The organism is Moraxella sp. ZY210820 (genome assembly GCF_030674635.1).
Taxonomy (GTDB): Bacteria; Pseudomonadota; Gammaproteobacteria; order Pseudomonadales; family Moraxellaceae; genus Acinetobacter.
The window spans coordinates 1810975-1827826 of sequence record NZ_CP089978.1; the positions used below are offsets into that span (position 1 = coordinate 1810975).

The window sequence follows — 16852 nt, forward strand, 5'->3', positions numbered from 1 at the left end:
TTTATGTACCTGTTTTTCCAAATACGCCCAATAAGGGGTGATGATAAAATTGCTTGCCATAGCCCACTTGCACTTCGCCATACACTTTTTGAATATAAGCCAAGGGTTTTTGTAAAATGTAAGATAATTCATCATAAATTTGCTCATCATCGCACTCAAACCAAGCAAAGGCATTGTTGCCCCATTCCAATTCATCAAGCTCTTTAATCAAATGGCTTACAATAAATTTTTGATAATCGCTGGCACAATGTTCGTGCCACACCAGCTTTTCTTGCCCATTGTCTTGATTGTATTGATAGACCAATGCAACATCAAGCGATGACGCACGAAAAGGCTGTTGTCTTTGTATTTCACCAAGCCAAGTAACAGGCTGATTAAGCCAAATGCTGGCGTGATTGTTTTCGCCATTTTTACCTGTTAAATACGCCCATTGTACGCTGTGTTCCAAACGCACCAATTCGTTATAGGGACTATCTACGGGCTTAATGAAGTTAATCGCCGTGATTGCATTGATATTTTGATAATGCTCTGGTTTTAATAATTGGTCTAATTGATGTGATTGTAATTCATATTTTTTGCTTTCAAATCCGGGGCGATGATAAGCAGGGGCATTGCCTTTTAATGCCTTAATATTTTCATTTAAAACAAAAATGTTTTCACAATGAACGGCTTGTTTTCTATGTCGTTGTACTCGCCCTGATAGTTGAATTAAGGAACGCATAGAGCTGGGTTCGGCAATCGCCCAATCATAATCGTGGTCTCGCCCCACTTCACACACCGAAGTCGCCAATACCACAAAAATGTGATTTTTTGCGTTGGGATTTTGGTTGATGGCGTTTTGAATTTCAGGCTGCCTGAAAATCTCATCGCTGTTTTTGCGATTTAAAATGCGGTCTAGTTTTTGTTCAATCATTCCTCTTTTGGCAAGGGTAAATTGGCTGTGATACACGCAATAATGCACACAAACATCATTGGGCAAATCTTTGGCAATTAAGGATTTAGCAACTTCCACCAAAGGATTGATATTGGCAAATCGCATCACGCCCACCGACAAAGTTTTATCATCAAAATTTTGATGATGGCGTTGATGTGCCATTAACATTGTTTCAAACAAGGTGTTTGCCATATTATCAAACACCTTATCCGTTTTAATAATGGGAACAAGTTTGGCACGATGAACCACATTTGGATTTTCTTTGAGTTGTTCAATGCGTTTTTTGATAAATTGGCTGTGTTGTTTAAGCATTTCAGGCTGGCTGAAACATTCGGCACTTTGCACGCCAAATTCATCAAACCACGCACACACAATCGGCTTTTCTTGACTGTTTCCAGCCATATTGCGTTCATAAACTTGGCGTCCTTTTTGATAAGCATCAAACAAAGTGCAAGCCATTGCAGGGGCAATGGTGGCACTGGACAACAACACTTTTGAACCCAGCATACCCGCCCAATGCACCAAACGGGTCAAGGCAAACCAATCATCAATGCCAAATTCATCAGGCTCATCAAGCACCAAATCACTGCTCAACAAACGCAAAGTGGGGATAATGTGCTTGCCGCCACGCAAACTTTCAGTCGCAGGCATTAAATAATCTATCGTACTAACCACAATAGGAGCGTGCAATAATTTTTGGTGTTTGGGTTTGGATTGAAATAATTGATATAATGGGCTGTTTGTATCTAACTTAATATCAGCATAATCCAAATCAAATTCATCAACATCATCGTCCAAACTTTCGCTACCCAAAGTGGCAAAATGTGATTTTTCCAAATCTTGTAATAATTGGGCTTGTTCTTTTAAGGATTGTTCATCATTCTTTTCGTTAAGATTGATTTTATTGAATAATTGTAAAATGGCATTAGAACCGATTAAAGTGGCAATTTCATCATTGTCCATTTTTAATAAGGTTTTTAGGGTTTGCCCTGTTTGCAAAGTTAAAGCCCTTAACCCCAAAGCAATATTTAACCGCAAGCCTGTTTCACTATTTGCCAAAGCATACATAATCCGAGCATTGGCAAGCGTTTTGCCCTTGCCTGTGGAAGCCATATTGATGCCAAAAAATCCGCATTCATTGGCACGGATATTTAAGTTTTTAGCAAGATGATAAGATTGATTTTGCCATTCATAATTGTGTTTGTCGGCATCTGATTTTGGGGGCAAACCATTTTTTAAGACAGAGTTGTCATCAATATAGGATAATTGACTCAATAATAATGGCAATTTTTGGCTAAATTGATGGGCGTAATGGGCGACCCTAATATTGTGTTCATCAAGGGTCTGTTTATATTGATGATTTTTATCAGTATTGGCATAGACGGAATAATTAGGGTCTTGAAAATAAGTGTTGGCATTTTGTGATGAATAATGATGGTCGGCATACATCAATGCCAAACGAGCCAAATGAGTCGTCAAATGGTCATTTTCCCAAGAAAAAGCATTGATTTTTGCCAAATGATTGAACGCATTTTGGGCGATTTCTTGGGATTTACTTTGCCAAGTTTGACTTTGAAATGGCAAGCCGTTTTCAAAGTGCCAATTTAAATTTCTTATTTCATCAGAAAATTGATTGTAATTGGCTGAATTCCAATCCATATCCAATTCATCATAAATTTTTTGATAATCATCTAATTGCGAAAAAAGAGGAATGGTTTTTTTGTAAGAACTCAATAAACGATGATGAGACACAATCAGCCACGCCACCAATTTGGCAAAATCGCTTAATTGAGCAAATGCCTTAAAATTATTTTTGTCATCAATGTTTTTGATAATGGCAGTTTCATCAATATTTTTGGGATTGGCTAATAAATCAAGCCATTGTTCATTGCTTTTATTGTTAGCAAAACTGATAAATAATTGAAAAGAAACCCATTCGTGGCGATAGGGTTCATAGTTTTTGGTTTTAATCTTTGGATTTAATTTTTGTTGAAATAAATCATTGGCTTTTCCAAAATCGTGAAATAGCCCTGCCATTGCCGAAGCCAACGCAATAATAGGTAAGTTTTGCCATAAATGATTGTCTTGATAGATAGAAAAGTCTTTTTGGGTACGATTTACAGGCACAAAACCATTTTCATTAAATTGCGATTTACTGCCAACTATCCAAACTAATTGTGTGCGACTTCTTGTCATAATCCGATGACAACTGACAGCAGTATTTTTACTTACCGTTTGGCGTAATAATTTTTTCACCATTATTAAGCCCTCTTCGGTGATTGCCGTTTGCCAAGTGTTATCGCCTATACGATTGGCATAAGCGTCCAATATTTTACGAGTGCGAGAAAGCGCTTTTTTCTGACATTGGGAAATAAAGATGACATTCATTGATTTATCCTTTTAAAATCCCTTTTTTAATGCCAGCTCTTTAATGACATCAAACATAAAATCAAGCACCTGATAATCGGTAAAATAATTTAACACTTCCTGACGAAATTCTTGTTCTGTCGCATTGTCTTTGGCACAAATAAAGGCAAGCGGCAGGACAATCGCATCTTTAATTAAATCAGCAATATCAAACACCAAAGCCCCACGCCGTGTTTTACCGTGCATTAGGGCAAAGCCGTGTGGAATACCAAGCACCCAAGCAGTCGTTGCCCCAAGCCCATAAGCCAAATAATTGCCGTGATTTAAAAAGGCATTGGCTTTATCACTGCTGTCAAAATCACGATGAAATCCAGCATTATTGGTATTTTTAGCGGCGATTTTATACAGCTCTTTGGTCATTCTCCCCTCTAAGGTTAATAATTGGGTATTGTTATTTTGTTTAGGAATTTCTTTTTGATAATGGGATAATAATTCATCAATCTGTTGATGAAATTCATAAGATTTAAATTCTTTGTCTTTATGCCAAATTTTATGGATAAATGCTAGGCGTTTAAATTGCAATGTTTTGGCTTGAATAAAGCGTTTTTCATCATCAAACCACCAAGATAACCAGCCCTGCACATATTCGGTGGGGCGATATTCAGATTGGGGCGACAGCCATTCAATTTCACAGGCACTAAAAAGGGGCGTACCACCGCCCCCAGAAAATCCCACCATCACGCCCGCACTTGCCAGAAGTCGCATTGCCGCTTGGGTAATGGAAGTGCCTGTACCAAGCAAAATACAAGTGGTATTGGCAATGGGAATATTGTAATAAAGATTTTCGTTTTTGCCTTCGGTTAAATACAAAACCCGACCGTCTTTTTGCATCACTCGGCAATGCTCCAAATAATAAAGATTGGCTCGTTTGGAATGCAAAATGGCTTTGAGTTCGGTGGGTTTGAGAATGTCCATATGGTATCCATGAAAATTATTTTTAAAAAAGCTATATTACACTATAATGATTTAAAAATGTTTCGATGTTAATGATTATTTTACACTTACAAAATCAATAACAAATTCACCCTTTAATTTTTATGTTCTTTAAAAACTTAACAAAATCAATTGATTATAAATAAAGGCAAAATTATTGGTATTTTTGATAAAAGAAGTTCTAGAGCTTAACTTTACTGATTGTTTTTTGTAGAATACCTAGTCTTACACCGCACAGGTGGCTTAGAAAGCTTTTTGGAGCGCACGCCATTATTTCTAAACGTCTTACACCGCACAGGTGGTTTAGAAAGAGCAAGGCGCTGATCGACCAAGTATTATCGACTCTTACACCGCATAGGTGGCTTAGAAAAAAAGCATGGGTTAGTCATATCGATATAACTTGTCTTACACCGCATAGGTGGCTTAGAAAACCATATCATCAAGGTAGGGATTGGCGTGGGTGTCTTACACCGCACAGGTGGCTTAGAAAACTTTGTCCATCAAAAAATCCCTGAGCAAACTCTTACATTGTATAGATGGTTTTAATTAAAAATGGTATAGAATAAAACCCCATACCATTTACATCATCTCAATGAATAAAGAAATAATTATCTACATCAATTAAATTACTTATCCTTATCAGCTTCAAATAAAGCAGCTACAAATGACTTCGCTGAAAATGGGCGTAAGTCATCAATCTGTTCACCTACTCCAATAAAACGAATCGGTACACGAGTTTTTGTTGCAATATTAAATAAAACACCACCTTTCGCTGTACCATCAAGTTTAGTGATGGTAATACCAGTCAATCCAACCGCTTCATCAAACATTTCAACTTGATTAATCGCATTTTGACCTGTACCAGCATCAACCACAAGCATAATTTCATGTGGTGCAGTTGCATCAATTTTTTGCATTACACGTTTAACTTTTTTCAATTCTTCCATTAAATTACTTTTATTTTGTAAACGTCCTGCAGTATCCGCAATTAAAACATCAATACCTTTCGCTCTCGCACTTTCAAAGGCATCAAAAATAACTGATGCACTATCTGCACCATGCCCCTGTGCTATCACAGGAATATCATTACGCTCGCCCCAAATTTGTAATTGCTCTGTCGCTGCTGCACGAAATGTATCTCCAGCCGCTAACATCACTTTTTTTCCTTCACCTTGCAAACGTTTTGCCAATTTACCAATTGTTGTAGTCTTCCCTACACCATTCACACCCACCATTAAAATCACATAAGGACGTTTATTACTATCAATTTGTAAAGGCTTCACACGAGGGGCTAATAATGCAACCAACTCTTCTTGCAAGGCTTTATATAAAGCATGAGAATAAATTAAATCTCCACGAGCTGTACGTTCTGTTAAATTAGCAATTATAGTTTTAGTTGCTTCCACACCAATATCTGCAACCAATAATTGTTCTTCCACTTCTTCAAGCAATTCATCATCAATTTCTTTACCGCCAATTAGGATATTAACCATACTATCAGTAAAACTTTTACGTGTTTTGCTCAAGCCTTCTTTCATTCGGCTAAAAAAACCTTTTTTTTCTTCTACTGCTTGTGATTGTTCCATTGTTGGTAAATTTGGCAATGTTACATCATCATCGCCTAAATCAGCATCGATTGAAAATTTAGAATGTGGTGTATGTTGCATAATAAAAGCCCAAAATAAATAAATATAGCATTTGTTATTATAACACTTTAATGATAGAAATGATTGATGGAAATGATATTTTTCACAAATAAAAAAGCTAGACCATAAAGACCTAGCTTTTTGCACTTTAATTTCTAAACAATATAATGTTAGAATTAAGAGATAACTGTTGCTACAACACCAGCACCTACAGTACGACCACCTTCACGAATCGCAAAGCGTAAACCTGCGTCCATTGCAATTGGGTGGATTAACTCTACTGACATTTCTACGTTATCACCTGGCATTACCATTTCAACGCCTTCTTTCAACTGGATTGCACCAGTTACGTCAGTAGTACGGAAATAGAATTGTGGACGGTAACCATTTAAGAATGGAGTATGACGACCACCTTCTTCTTTAGACAATACATATACTTCTGCATTGAATTTAGTGTGTGGCTTAATTGTACCTGGTTTAGCCAATACTTGACCACGTTGTACTTCTTCACGCTTAGTACCACGCAATAAGATACCACAGTTTTCACCTGCACGACCTTCGTCTAGTAATTTACGGAACATTTCAACGCCAGTTACTGTTGTTTTCGCTGTATCTTTGATACCAACGATTTCAACTTCTTCACCTACTTTGATAACACCAGTTTCTACACGACCTGTTACTACTGTACCACGACCAGAAATTGAGAATACATCTTCGATTGGCATTAAGAAGTCTTTGTCAATTGCACGCTCTGGTTCTGGGATATAGCTATCTAACGCTTCAACTAAAGCTAATACTGAAGATTCACCATATTGACCAGCATCACCTTCTAATGCTTTTAATGCAGAACCACGAATTACTGGAGTATCATCACCAGGGAAGTCGTAAGAAGAAAGAAGTTCACGAACTTCCATTTCTACTAATTCAAGTAATTCTTCATCATCAACAAGGTCACACTTGTTCAAGAATACGATGATATATGGTACACCTACTTGGCGAGACAATAAGATATGCTCACGAGTTTGTGGCATTGGACCGTCAGTTGCTGCACAAACAAGGATTGCACCGTCCATTTGTGCCGCACCAGTAATCATGTTTTTCACATAGTCAGCGTGTCCTGGGCAGTCAACGTGTGCATAGTGACGAGTTGGAGAGTCATACTCAACGTGAGAAGTGTTGATGGTAATACCACGTGCTTTTTCTTCTGGTGCTGAGTCGATTTGAGAATAGTCTTTTGCTTCACCGCCATAGTTTTTTGCACAGATTGTTGCAATTGCAGCAGTTAAAGTTGTTTTACCATGGTCAACGTGACCGATTGTGCCCACGTTAACGTGTGGTTTATTACGTTCAAACTTAGCCTTAGCCATTTTTGTTTCCTTTGAAAGTGCTTATGGATAAGGATTTACCCATAAGCAGATTGATTTTTAATAAAAGTTAGGACTTGAGTATTTATCATTTAGGATAAAATTACTCATCATCACCTTTCTTACCACCAGCTTGGAATTTCGCAATAATGCCATCCGCCACGTTACGTGGAGTTTCAGCATATTTAGAGAATTCCATTGAGTAAGTTGCACGACCTTGCGACATAGAACGCATTTGAGTTGCGTAACCAAACATCTCAGCTAACGGTACTTCGGCACGGATTGCTTTTGTTCCGCCAGGTAAGTCGTCCATACCTTGAACCATACCACGACGACGGTTTAAATCACCCATGATATCGCCCATGTAATCTTCAGGTGTTTCTACTTCAACTTTCATGATTGGCTCAAGTAAAACTGGGTCAGCTTTCATAAAACCATCACGGAAGGCATAAGAACCTGCCATCTTAAATGATAATTCGTCAGAGTCTACATCATGGTAAGAACCATCATAAAGTGTCGCTTTGATACCTACAACTGGGTAACCTGCTAATACACCATTCTTCATACGTTCTTGGATACCTTTATCCACCGCACCGAAGAATTCTTTAGGTACCACACCACCAACAACTTCTTCAGCAAACTCGTATTCTTTACCAGTTTCTTCAACATCAATTGGCTCTAAACGGATATAAACGTGACCGAATTTACCTTTACCACCTGTTTGACGTACGAATTTACCTTCTTGTTCAACAGTCTTACGAATTGTTTCACGATATGCAACCATTGGCTTACCGATATTCGCTTCAACACCGAACTCTCGCTTCATACGATCAACGATGATGTCTAAGTGTAATTCACCCATACCTGCGATAATGGTTTGACCTGATTCTTCATCAGTATAAACACGGAATGAAGGATCTTCTTTCGCTAAACGACCTAAAGCAATAGACATTTTTTCTTGGTCTGCTTTAGTTTTTGGCTCAACCGCTAACTGAATAACTGGTTCTGGGAATTCCATACGCTCAAGTGTAATGATGTTTTTCTCATCACACAATGTATCACCAGTGGTTACATCTTTCAAACCCACACACGCAGCGATGTCGCCTGCACGGATTTCTTCAATGTCTTCACGTTCGTTTGCGTGCATTTGTACAATACGACCAATACGCTCACGTTTTGCTTTCACTGGGTTATAAACGCTATCACCTTGCTTTAATACACCAGAATAAACACGAACAAATGTTAAGTTACCAACGAACTTATCGTTCATAATTTTAAATGCTAACGCTGAGAATGGAGCGTCATCAGATGCTTCACGAGATGCTTCAGTCTCGTCTTTGTCATCTAATACACCTTTAATTGCTTCAACATCATTTGGTGCAGGTAAGAACTGAATTACAGCGTCCAACATACGTTGTACACCTTTGTTCTTAAACGCAGAACCACAAAGCATTGGTTGAATTTCAGATGCTAATGTACGTGTACGTAAGCCAGCAAAGATATCTTCTTTAGATAAATCACCTTCACTTAAGTATTTATCCATTAATTCTTCTGATGCTTCAGCAGCAGCTTCAACCATGTTGGTGCGCCATTCTTGAGCAGTTTCAACTAAGTCAGCTGGAATATCACCATACTCAAATTTCATACCTTGAGATGGTTCATCCCAAATGATTGATTTCATTTCAATCAAATCAACCACACCAGTAAATGTATCTTCAGCACCTACTGGAATCACGATTGGTACAGGATTTGCACCTAAACGTGTTTTCATTTGCTCAACCACACGGAAAAAGTTTGCACCCGTACGGTCCATTTTGTTTACAAATGCTAAACGTGGTACTTTATATTTATTTGCTTGACGCCATACAGTTTCAGACTGAGGTTGTACACCACCTACAGCACAATAAACCATACATGCACCATCAAGTACACGCATTGAACGTTCTACTTCAATTGTGAAGTCAACGTGTCCTGGAGTATCAATTACGTTGATACGGTGTTCTGGGTATTGACCAGCCATACCTGACCAGAAACAAGTCGTTGCAGCAGACGTAATAGTAATACCACGTTCTTGCTCTTGTTCCATCCAGTCCATTGTTGCTGCACCATCATGCACTTCACCTAATTTGTGAGATACACCTGTGTAGAACAAAATACGTTCAGAAGTTGTTGTTTTACCTGCATCGATGTGTGCAGAGATACCGATATTACGGTAACGAGAAATTGGAGTTTGACGAGCCATGCTACATTCCTAATTTAGTTCTACAAAAACATTTTAGATAATTTTGCCCATGTTTATCTCATTCACAAAAGCAATAAAGATCAACATGGGTCTATCTCAATTATTGCCTTTGTATTAGAAACGATAATGTGAGAATGCTTTGTTGGCTTCAGCCATACGATGCACGTCATCACGTTTCTTAACAGCTGCACCTTTACCTTCAGCCGCATCAAGCAACTCACCAGCAAGACGTAAAGCCATTGTTTTTTCAGAACGCTTAGCAGCAGCATCTACTAACCAACGCATTGCTAAAGCAGTACGACGGGATGGGCGTACTTCCATAGGTACTTGATAAGTAGCACCACCTACACGGCGTGCTTTTACTTCCACAGTAGGACGAACTTTTTCAAGTGTTGCCTCAAAAAATTCTACTGGGTCTACTTTATTTTTTTCTTGAACACGCTCTAAAGCACCATAAACGATACTTTCAGCGATTGATTTTTTACCATCTTTCATGACATGGTTCATGAATTTAGCAATAGTTTGGCTACCGAATTTTGGATCTGGCAAAATTTCACGGGCAGCTACGACGCGACGTCTTGGCATTTTACATTACCTTTTAAATTATGACACTTCAGGATAATCCAACAGAAGCATGAGTGTCGATTGCTTTTCGTTGGCCTTACTACGTCGCTTGATTATTTTTAGAATTCAACAATTTGAAATCTGTCAAGCGATAGCAATGGGTTTCAACATCTTAAGATTATTTCTTAGGACGTTTTGCACCATATTTAGAGCGTGATTGGTTACGATCTTTCACACCAGCACAGTCTAATGAACCACGCACTGTATGATAACGCACACCCGGTAAGTCTCTCACACGACCACCACGGATAAGCACTACACTGTGTTCTTGTAAGTTATGACCTTCACCACCGATATAGCTTGATACTTCAAAACCTGAAGTTAAGCGTACACGGCACACTTTACGCATTGCAGAGTTTGGTTTTTTAGGTGTAGTAGTATATACACGAGTACATACACCACGGCGTTGTGGACAAGCCTTCAACGCAGGAACTTTGGATTTTTCAACCAAAGATGTACGACCCTTACGGATCAACTGATTTGTTGTTGCCATCTGGCAATTCTCCCGTTAAGTTTAATTACCCAAAAAAACTTTTGGACACCACATTCTAACTTATTTTATAAATTATTGCAAGGATATGCTATAATCAACATTTTACATTCACACATTTACCCATGCCTGTTCAGTCTTTCAATCAACCTATCCTAAATCAAAATATCTACCTTGATATTAAACGTTTAGATTTAATTCATCCTTATATTTCAGGCAACAAATATTTTAAATTAAAGTACAATTTAGCATATGCACAACGACATCACTATCATGGTATTTTAAGTTTTGGTGGTGCTTATTCTAATCATATTTTGGCACTTGCTTATGCGTGCCATCAAGCTCATCTATCCAGTATAGCGATCATTCGTGGTGAGGAACTTGCTCATCGCCCACTTAATCCTATTTTACAACAGGCTAAAAATTGGGGTATGCAATTTATTTTTGTCAGTCGAGATACATATCGGTTACGTTATCATGATGATTATTTGCACTATTTACAAGCACAATATCCTAATTTTTACGTTTTACCTGAAGGCGGTCATAATGATTTAGCTATAAAAGGTTGCCAAGAAATTTTAACCGATGATGATTTAGCACAATATGATTATATTTGTTGTGCAGTAGGTAGCAGTGGTACAATTACAGGTTTAGCACAACGCACAACCCAACAACATCTTTTAGGATTTTCTGCACTTAAAGGATACGATTTTAATATCCAACACACCAATGTTAAAATAATTGATGATTATTGCTGTGGTGGATATGCTAAAATCACACCAGCTTTACGCATATTTTTAGAGCATTTTCAACAGCAATATCACATTCAGCTTGACCCAATTTACACAGGTAAAATGATGTACGGTATTTTTGATTTAATACAACAATCTTATTTTCCACAACAAAGCCGTATTTTAGCTATTCATACTGGTGGATTAATGGCTGGACAATATTTACTCAAGGGCAAATCTCATGCAACATTATGATGTTATGATTATTGGTGCAGGTGCATCAGGTTTGATGTGTGCTATTGAAGCTGGTAAACGTGGTCGCTCAGTATTGATGTTAGAAAAAGCCAATAAAGTGGGTAAAAAAATTCTCATGTCAGGTGGTGGTAAATGTAATTTTACCAATTATACCATTGAACCAGAATATTATATTTGCCACAATCCACATTTTGTGATTTCTGCCCTATCTCAATATACACAATGGGATTTTATTGGTCTAGTTAGCGATTATCAGATTGCCTATGAAGAACGTAAACATGGACAATTATTTACCATCAATGGTTCAAAAGAAATTTTAAATTGCCTGCTTGATGAATGTAATAAAACGCAAAATGTTACCATTAAAACGCATTGTGAGATTACACAAGTTGATAAAAAATCAGATATTTTTAATATCAAAACCAATTTAGGTCAATTTTCATCATCATCATTAGTCATTGCTAGTGGTGGATTATCTATTCCAACATTAGGTGGTTCAGGTTTTGGCTATGAACTTGCTCAACAATTTGGACATTCCATTTATAAAACACGTGCAGGTTTAGTACCCTTGTGTTTTAGTGATTATTTTAAAGATATTACAGCTAAATTAAGTGGTAATGCCATCGAAGTCATTGTTGAAAATAAAAGAGCCTGTTTCAAAGAGTCCATGCTATTTACACATCGTGGTTTAAGTGGACCAAGTATTTTACAATTATCAAATTATTGGCAACAAGGCGAACGTTTTTTTGTTAATTTTTTACCAGAACTTGATATTTTGGACTTATTTAAACAGCAAAAACAACAGCATCCTAAATTATTATTACGCACTATTTTAGCCAATCATTTACCTAAAAGTGTGGTTTTAGAATTACAAAGTTTACTATGGCAAGTACAAAGCGATACACCAATCGCTGAATTAAGCGACCAATTTTTAACTCAACTTGCGGATAAATTACAACATTATCCACTTAAACCATCAGATACTGAAGGATATCGTACCGCAGAAGTAACTTTAGGCGGTGTAAATACTGATGAAGTATCATCAAAAACCATGCAAAGTAAAAAAACTGAAAATTTATATTTAATTGGTGAAGTGCTTGATGTTACAGGACATTTAGGTGGCTATAATTTCCAATGGGCATGGTCATCTGGTTACGTTGCAGGACAATATGTTTGATAATTCATTCAAAATTACAAATATGGTTCAACACTTAATTTTAGCAATGTAATCAATTCATCATTCATATATTGATAATCATCTGCAATATCTAACACGATGATAGATTTACCACGAATATCTTGCCGAAAATGTTGTTTGAGATAATCTTTATGATGATATTCCATGACAAAAATTAAATCCGCCCACGCAATATCTCGACTAGAAACCGCATGGCGTGCTTGCCGACTAGTGCCTGCTGAACGAGTATAAATATTTGGATAATCCTTAAATATCCGTTCAGCAGTTGGACTACGCCATTGATTTTTTGAGCAAATAAATAAAATATTTGTCATTTATTGTGCCATTAAATATTCAATATCAGCAACGCTTTTCACCACGTCTGATGTTAATATTTCTGCATGATTATTTTTAACCACCACATCATCTTCAATGCGAATACCGATACCACGCCAACGTGCATCAACGGTTTCATCATCAGGGGCAATATATAATCCCGGTTCAATGGTTAAAACCATATTTTCTTGTAATTCTCGCCATTGATGTTGTGCATTTTTATAATTTCCGACATCATGCACGTCCATACCCAACCAATGTCCTGTACCATGCATAAAAAATTGACGATATTTTTCAGTTTCAATTAACTCGTTTAATTCACCTTTTAATAAACCTAAATCAATTAAACCTTGCGTTAAAATATTCATCACCGTTTCATGTGGTTTACGATAATGATGACCGATTTTAACCTGCTCTATCGCTGATAATTGAGCGGTTAAAACCAATTCATATAAGGCTTTTTGTTCACCTGTAAATTTACCATTAACAGGAAAAGTTCGGGTAATATCACCTGCATAATATTGATATTCACAACCTGCATCAATTAACACTAAATCACCTGATTTGAGCATTTTATTATTATCAATATAATGTAAAATACACGCATTTTCACCACCACCAACAATACTATTATAAGATGGTACACAACCATATTGTCCAAAAATATAATTGATTTCTGCCTCTAATTGATACTCCATCATATTTGGACGCACTTTTTGCATGGCTTGAATATGAGCTTGAGCAGAAATTTTTGCTGCAGTACGCATTAAATCTAATTCTTTTTCAGACTTAAATAATCGCATTTCATCTAAAATACGGTCAAGCTGTTGAATATTTTGCGGAGAACTTTCGCCATCTCGTTGTTTTTTATCCAACTGATTCAGCCATGATAATACTTGACTATCAAATTCTTTATCCTGCCCAATACGATAATATAAATTTTCTTTTTTGGATAATTTATTTAAAATATGTTCAGCGATTTTATCAATAGCAAAAGCTTCATCAGCATGATATTGCTCAACTGCACCTTGTAATCCTGCTCGATAACCTGTCCAAATTTCCATATCACGATTACGCTCACGGCAGAATAAGGTATAGCGATAATCATCAGCACGTTCAAAGGTTTCAATGACCGCAACCGCTTCAGGTTCAGCAAAACCCGTTAAATAATAAAAACTACTATCTGCACGATATTTATAATCCGCATCACGATTACGATACATTTCCGCTCGTGTGGCAATAATAGCAATGCTATTTTTTCCCATATTTTGGGCTAAAATATCACGGCGTTGTTTAAAATCTTGTGATGATAATGTTGGTAAATCAATATTATTCATGTTAAACACCTAAAACTATTTTTGATAATCAAAATAATAACCTTCAAATAAAGTAAATTTTTCTTTATCTAGCTCATTCACTTTAATTATTTTTTCACCTAATGGTTTATCAGCCATTTCTCCATTCCAAGCGGTATAACTATCCACAGAACAACCTTGATTCACTAAGTTTTTAATCACTTGAAATAAAAAATGTGTATTTAAAATATTATCATCATCTGGTAATTCATCTATCCAATCTTGTAATTCTTGAAATTCAAAATTAAAACTACCAGCTAAATCTACTCCCCAATGACGAAAACCACAACTACAACAATTCGGCATATAAGTCGCTAAACGATACACATGAGGATATTTAACATTCACTTTATCTTCATCAGGCACAGTTTGCTCAAAATACACATCTTTTTGATTAAATTTTGCTAAATCAAAAGGAGCATCAGTACTAATAATCAACTCATTACACATATTTACGCTTTATTTGACCATGTTCAGTTACAATAGCCCATTCTACAAAATTGAACCTATGAAGTAAACCATGCAATGAGTCTATCCACATTTATTTATGGTATGAGTGTCTCTTTTTCACTAATTTTAGCGATTGGTGCACAAAATGCCTTTGTATTAAAACAAGGACTTAAACAAGAATTTGTCTTTATTATCTGTTTAATTTGTGCGGTTTCTGATGCAATATTGATTGCTGTTGGTGTTTTTGGTTTAGGTACAATCATCACACAACATCCAATGATTGCGACCCTTGCCAAATATGCAGGTGCGATATTTTTATTTTGGTATGGTTTGAAAAATTTTATCAGCAGTTTTAAAGGCGGAAATGGTTTAATCGCTGGCGGACAAGATACGCAACATTTCAAGAAAATTATTGCCTTAACCTTAGCATTTACTTGGCTTAATCCACACGTTTATTTAGATACACTCGTTTTAATTGGTACACTTTCCACGCCTTTTCACGATAAAATTTCCTTTGCGATTGGTGCGATGAGTGCGTCTTTTATATTCTTTTTTAGTCTCGGTTATGGTGCAAGAGTTTTAGAACCCATTTTTAAAAATCCTAAAGCATGGCAAATTTTGGATTTTATCATTGGCGTAGTGATGTGGGGAATTGCGTTGAGTTTGGTTTTTAAATCCTAATTAAGGTTAGGTTTTATCATCAAAAACATAACCTTAATTTCAATCCTAAGTAATTTTAAGCACTCATCGCATCAATCGCTAAATCTCGTACAGTTAATTTTGGAGCTTCAGCAGTCAAACCTAATTTTGCAAATAAAATCTGATCTTGCCCCTGCCCTGCATTTGGCGTAGTGAGTAATTTATCTCCTGAGAAAATCGAATTTGCACCCGCCATAAATGCTAAGGCTTGGTCGCTATCACTCAACGACTCACGCCCTGCCGATAGACGAATATAACTGGCAGGCATAATAATGCGAGCCACTGCAATGGTACGAATCCATTCAATCGTGTCTAATTTTTCCACATCAGCCAATGGTGTACCTTCAATCGGTACCAGCATATTAATCGGAACAGACTCTGGATGAATGGGTAAGGTGGATAATTCATGTAATAAACCAATACGGTCATTTTGATTTTCGCCCAAACCCACAATACCGCCACTACACACTTTCATTCCTGCTTGACGTACATATTCTAACGTATTTAAACGGTCATCAAACGTGCGTGTGCTGATAATATTGCTATAATATTCACGAGATGTATCTAAATTATGGTTATAATAATCTAAACCTGCATCTCTTAAACGTTCCGCTTGTGATTGGTTTAGCATACCTAAAGTCATACAGGTTTCTAAGCCTAATGCTTTTACTTCACGCACCATTTCTAGTACATAAGGCATATCACGCTCATGTGGATTACGCCATGCTGCCCCCATACAAAAACGTGATGAACCACTTTCTTTTGCCTTTTTTGCTTCAGCAATGACTTTTTCTACGGCAATGCGTTTTTCAGCTTCTAATTTAGAATCATAATGTGCTGATTGCGAACAGTATTTACAATCTTCAGGACAACGCCCTGTTTTAATCGATAATAAGGTGCTAACCTGAATTTGGTTAGCAGAAAAATATTGACGATGAACTTGTTGAGCTTGAAATACTAAATCCAAAAATGGTTGTTGATACAAAGCCTGTATTTCTTCTCTTGTCCAGTCATTACGCACCATCATAAACTATTCCTATCATATAAACATTAAAGATAATGATATGATACAGAATTTTCCATAAAACTATAGGGTAAAATATGCCAATTTTTTAATGTATTGTATCTTTATCCATCGATTAATTTAACATAAGTGATGATGATAAAAACATCATCACTCATGATTTTA

The 16852-nt window shown here is 36.7% G+C and carries 14 protein-coding genes and 1 CRISPR repeat array; of the genes, 3 read left to right on the plus strand and 11 right to left on the minus strand.

Annotation, left to right across the window (positions count from 1 at the left end):
- Window position 1 precedes the first annotated feature (1 nt).
- The 7 genes from cas3f to rpsL all read right to left on the minus strand — a co-directional run bounded on the left by cas3f (window position 2) and on the right by rpsL (window position 10663).
- Complete coding sequence (cas3f, locus tag LU301_RS09005; protein ID WP_305270052.1) at window positions 2–3322, minus strand: type I-F CRISPR-associated helicase Cas3f; 3321 nt, start codon at window positions 3320–3322, stop codon at window positions 2–4.
- 12 nt (window positions 3323–3334) lie between these two features.
- On the minus strand, window positions 3335–4276 hold the full coding sequence (cas1f, locus tag LU301_RS09010) for a type I-F CRISPR-associated endonuclease Cas1f (protein ID WP_305270055.1): 942 nt from the start codon (window positions 4274–4276) through the stop codon (window positions 3335–3337).
- Window positions 4277–4517: 241 nt separating this feature from the next.
- A CRISPR array of direct repeats spans window positions 4518–4785; the repeat unit is 28 nt; unit sequence TCTTACACCGCATAGGTGGCTTAGAAAA.
- Between the two features lie 135 nt (window positions 4786–4920).
- Window positions 4921–5961, minus strand: coding sequence for a signal recognition particle-docking protein FtsY (ftsY, locus tag LU301_RS09015; RefSeq protein ID WP_305270058.1), 1041 nt, complete (start codon window positions 5959–5961; stop codon window positions 4921–4923).
- 155 nt (window positions 5962–6116) lie between these two features.
- Window positions 6117–7307 carry an elongation factor Tu gene (gene tuf / locus LU301_RS09020; protein ID WP_305270061.1) on the minus strand — a complete coding sequence of 397 codons (1191 nt, stop codon included), beginning with the start codon at window positions 7305–7307 and terminating at the stop codon, window positions 6117–6119.
- Window positions 7308–7407: 100 nt separating this feature from the next.
- Window positions 7408–9546 (minus strand): elongation factor G, encoded by a 2139-nt coding sequence (gene fusA / locus LU301_RS09025; protein ID WP_305270063.1) that lies wholly within the window; start codon window positions 9544–9546, stop codon window positions 7408–7410.
- Between the two features lie 114 nt (window positions 9547–9660).
- A complete protein-coding gene (gene rpsG, locus LU301_RS09030; protein WP_305270065.1) occupies window positions 9661–10131 on the minus strand; it encodes a 30S ribosomal protein S7 in 471 nt (156 codons plus the stop codon).
- A 157-nt stretch (window positions 10132–10288) separates the two neighbouring features.
- Window positions 10289–10663: a 30S ribosomal protein S12 gene (rpsL, locus tag LU301_RS09035; protein ID WP_305270068.1), complete on the minus strand. Its 375-nt coding sequence runs from the start codon at window positions 10661–10663 to the stop codon at window positions 10289–10291.
- Window positions 10664–10785: 122 nt separating this feature from the next.
- Between rpsL and LU301_RS09040 the strand changes: the two genes are divergently transcribed.
- Window positions 10786–11646, plus strand: coding sequence for a 1-aminocyclopropane-1-carboxylate deaminase/D-cysteine desulfhydrase (locus LU301_RS09040; RefSeq protein ID WP_305270070.1), 861 nt, complete (start codon window positions 10786–10788; stop codon window positions 11644–11646).
- Window positions 11633–12823, plus strand: coding sequence for a BaiN/RdsA family NAD(P)/FAD-dependent oxidoreductase (locus LU301_RS09045; protein ID WP_305270072.1), 1191 nt, complete (start codon window positions 11633–11635; stop codon window positions 12821–12823). Before LU301_RS09040 ends, LU301_RS09045 begins: the two co-directional genes overlap by 14 nt.
- 14 nt (window positions 12824–12837) lie before the next feature.
- Here the strand turns inward: LU301_RS09045 and LU301_RS09050 are convergent, their stop codons facing one another.
- The 3 genes from LU301_RS09050 to LU301_RS09060 are packed head-to-tail and all read right to left on the minus strand — an operon-like array spanning window position 12838 to window position 14964.
- Window positions 12838–13158 carry a low molecular weight protein tyrosine phosphatase family protein gene (locus tag LU301_RS09050; RefSeq protein ID WP_305270074.1) on the minus strand — a complete coding sequence of 107 codons (321 nt, stop codon included), beginning with the start codon at window positions 13156–13158 and terminating at the stop codon, window positions 12838–12840.
- Window positions 13159–14496, minus strand: coding sequence for a Xaa-Pro aminopeptidase (pepP, locus tag LU301_RS09055; RefSeq protein WP_305270076.1), 1338 nt, complete (start codon window positions 14494–14496; stop codon window positions 13159–13161).
- 15 nt (window positions 14497–14511) lie between these two features.
- Window positions 14512–14964 (minus strand): hypothetical protein, encoded by a 453-nt coding sequence (locus LU301_RS09060; protein WP_305270078.1) that lies wholly within the window; start codon window positions 14962–14964, stop codon window positions 14512–14514.
- Window positions 14965–15039: 75 nt separating this feature from the next.
- Between LU301_RS09060 and LU301_RS09065 the strand changes: the two genes are divergently transcribed.
- The gene (locus LU301_RS09065) at window positions 15040–15645 is read left to right on the plus strand and encodes a LysE/ArgO family amino acid transporter (RefSeq protein WP_305270080.1); all 606 of its coding nucleotides are present in this window, start codon (window positions 15040–15042) and stop codon (window positions 15643–15645) included.
- A 55-nt stretch (window positions 15646–15700) separates the two neighbouring features.
- Here the strand turns inward: LU301_RS09065 and bioB are convergent, their stop codons facing one another.
- Window positions 15701–16690, minus strand: a complete 990-nt coding sequence (gene bioB, locus LU301_RS09070; protein ID WP_305270081.1) for a biotin synthase BioB — start codon at window positions 16688–16690, stop codon at window positions 15701–15703.
- Window positions 16691–16852 lie beyond the last annotated feature (162 nt).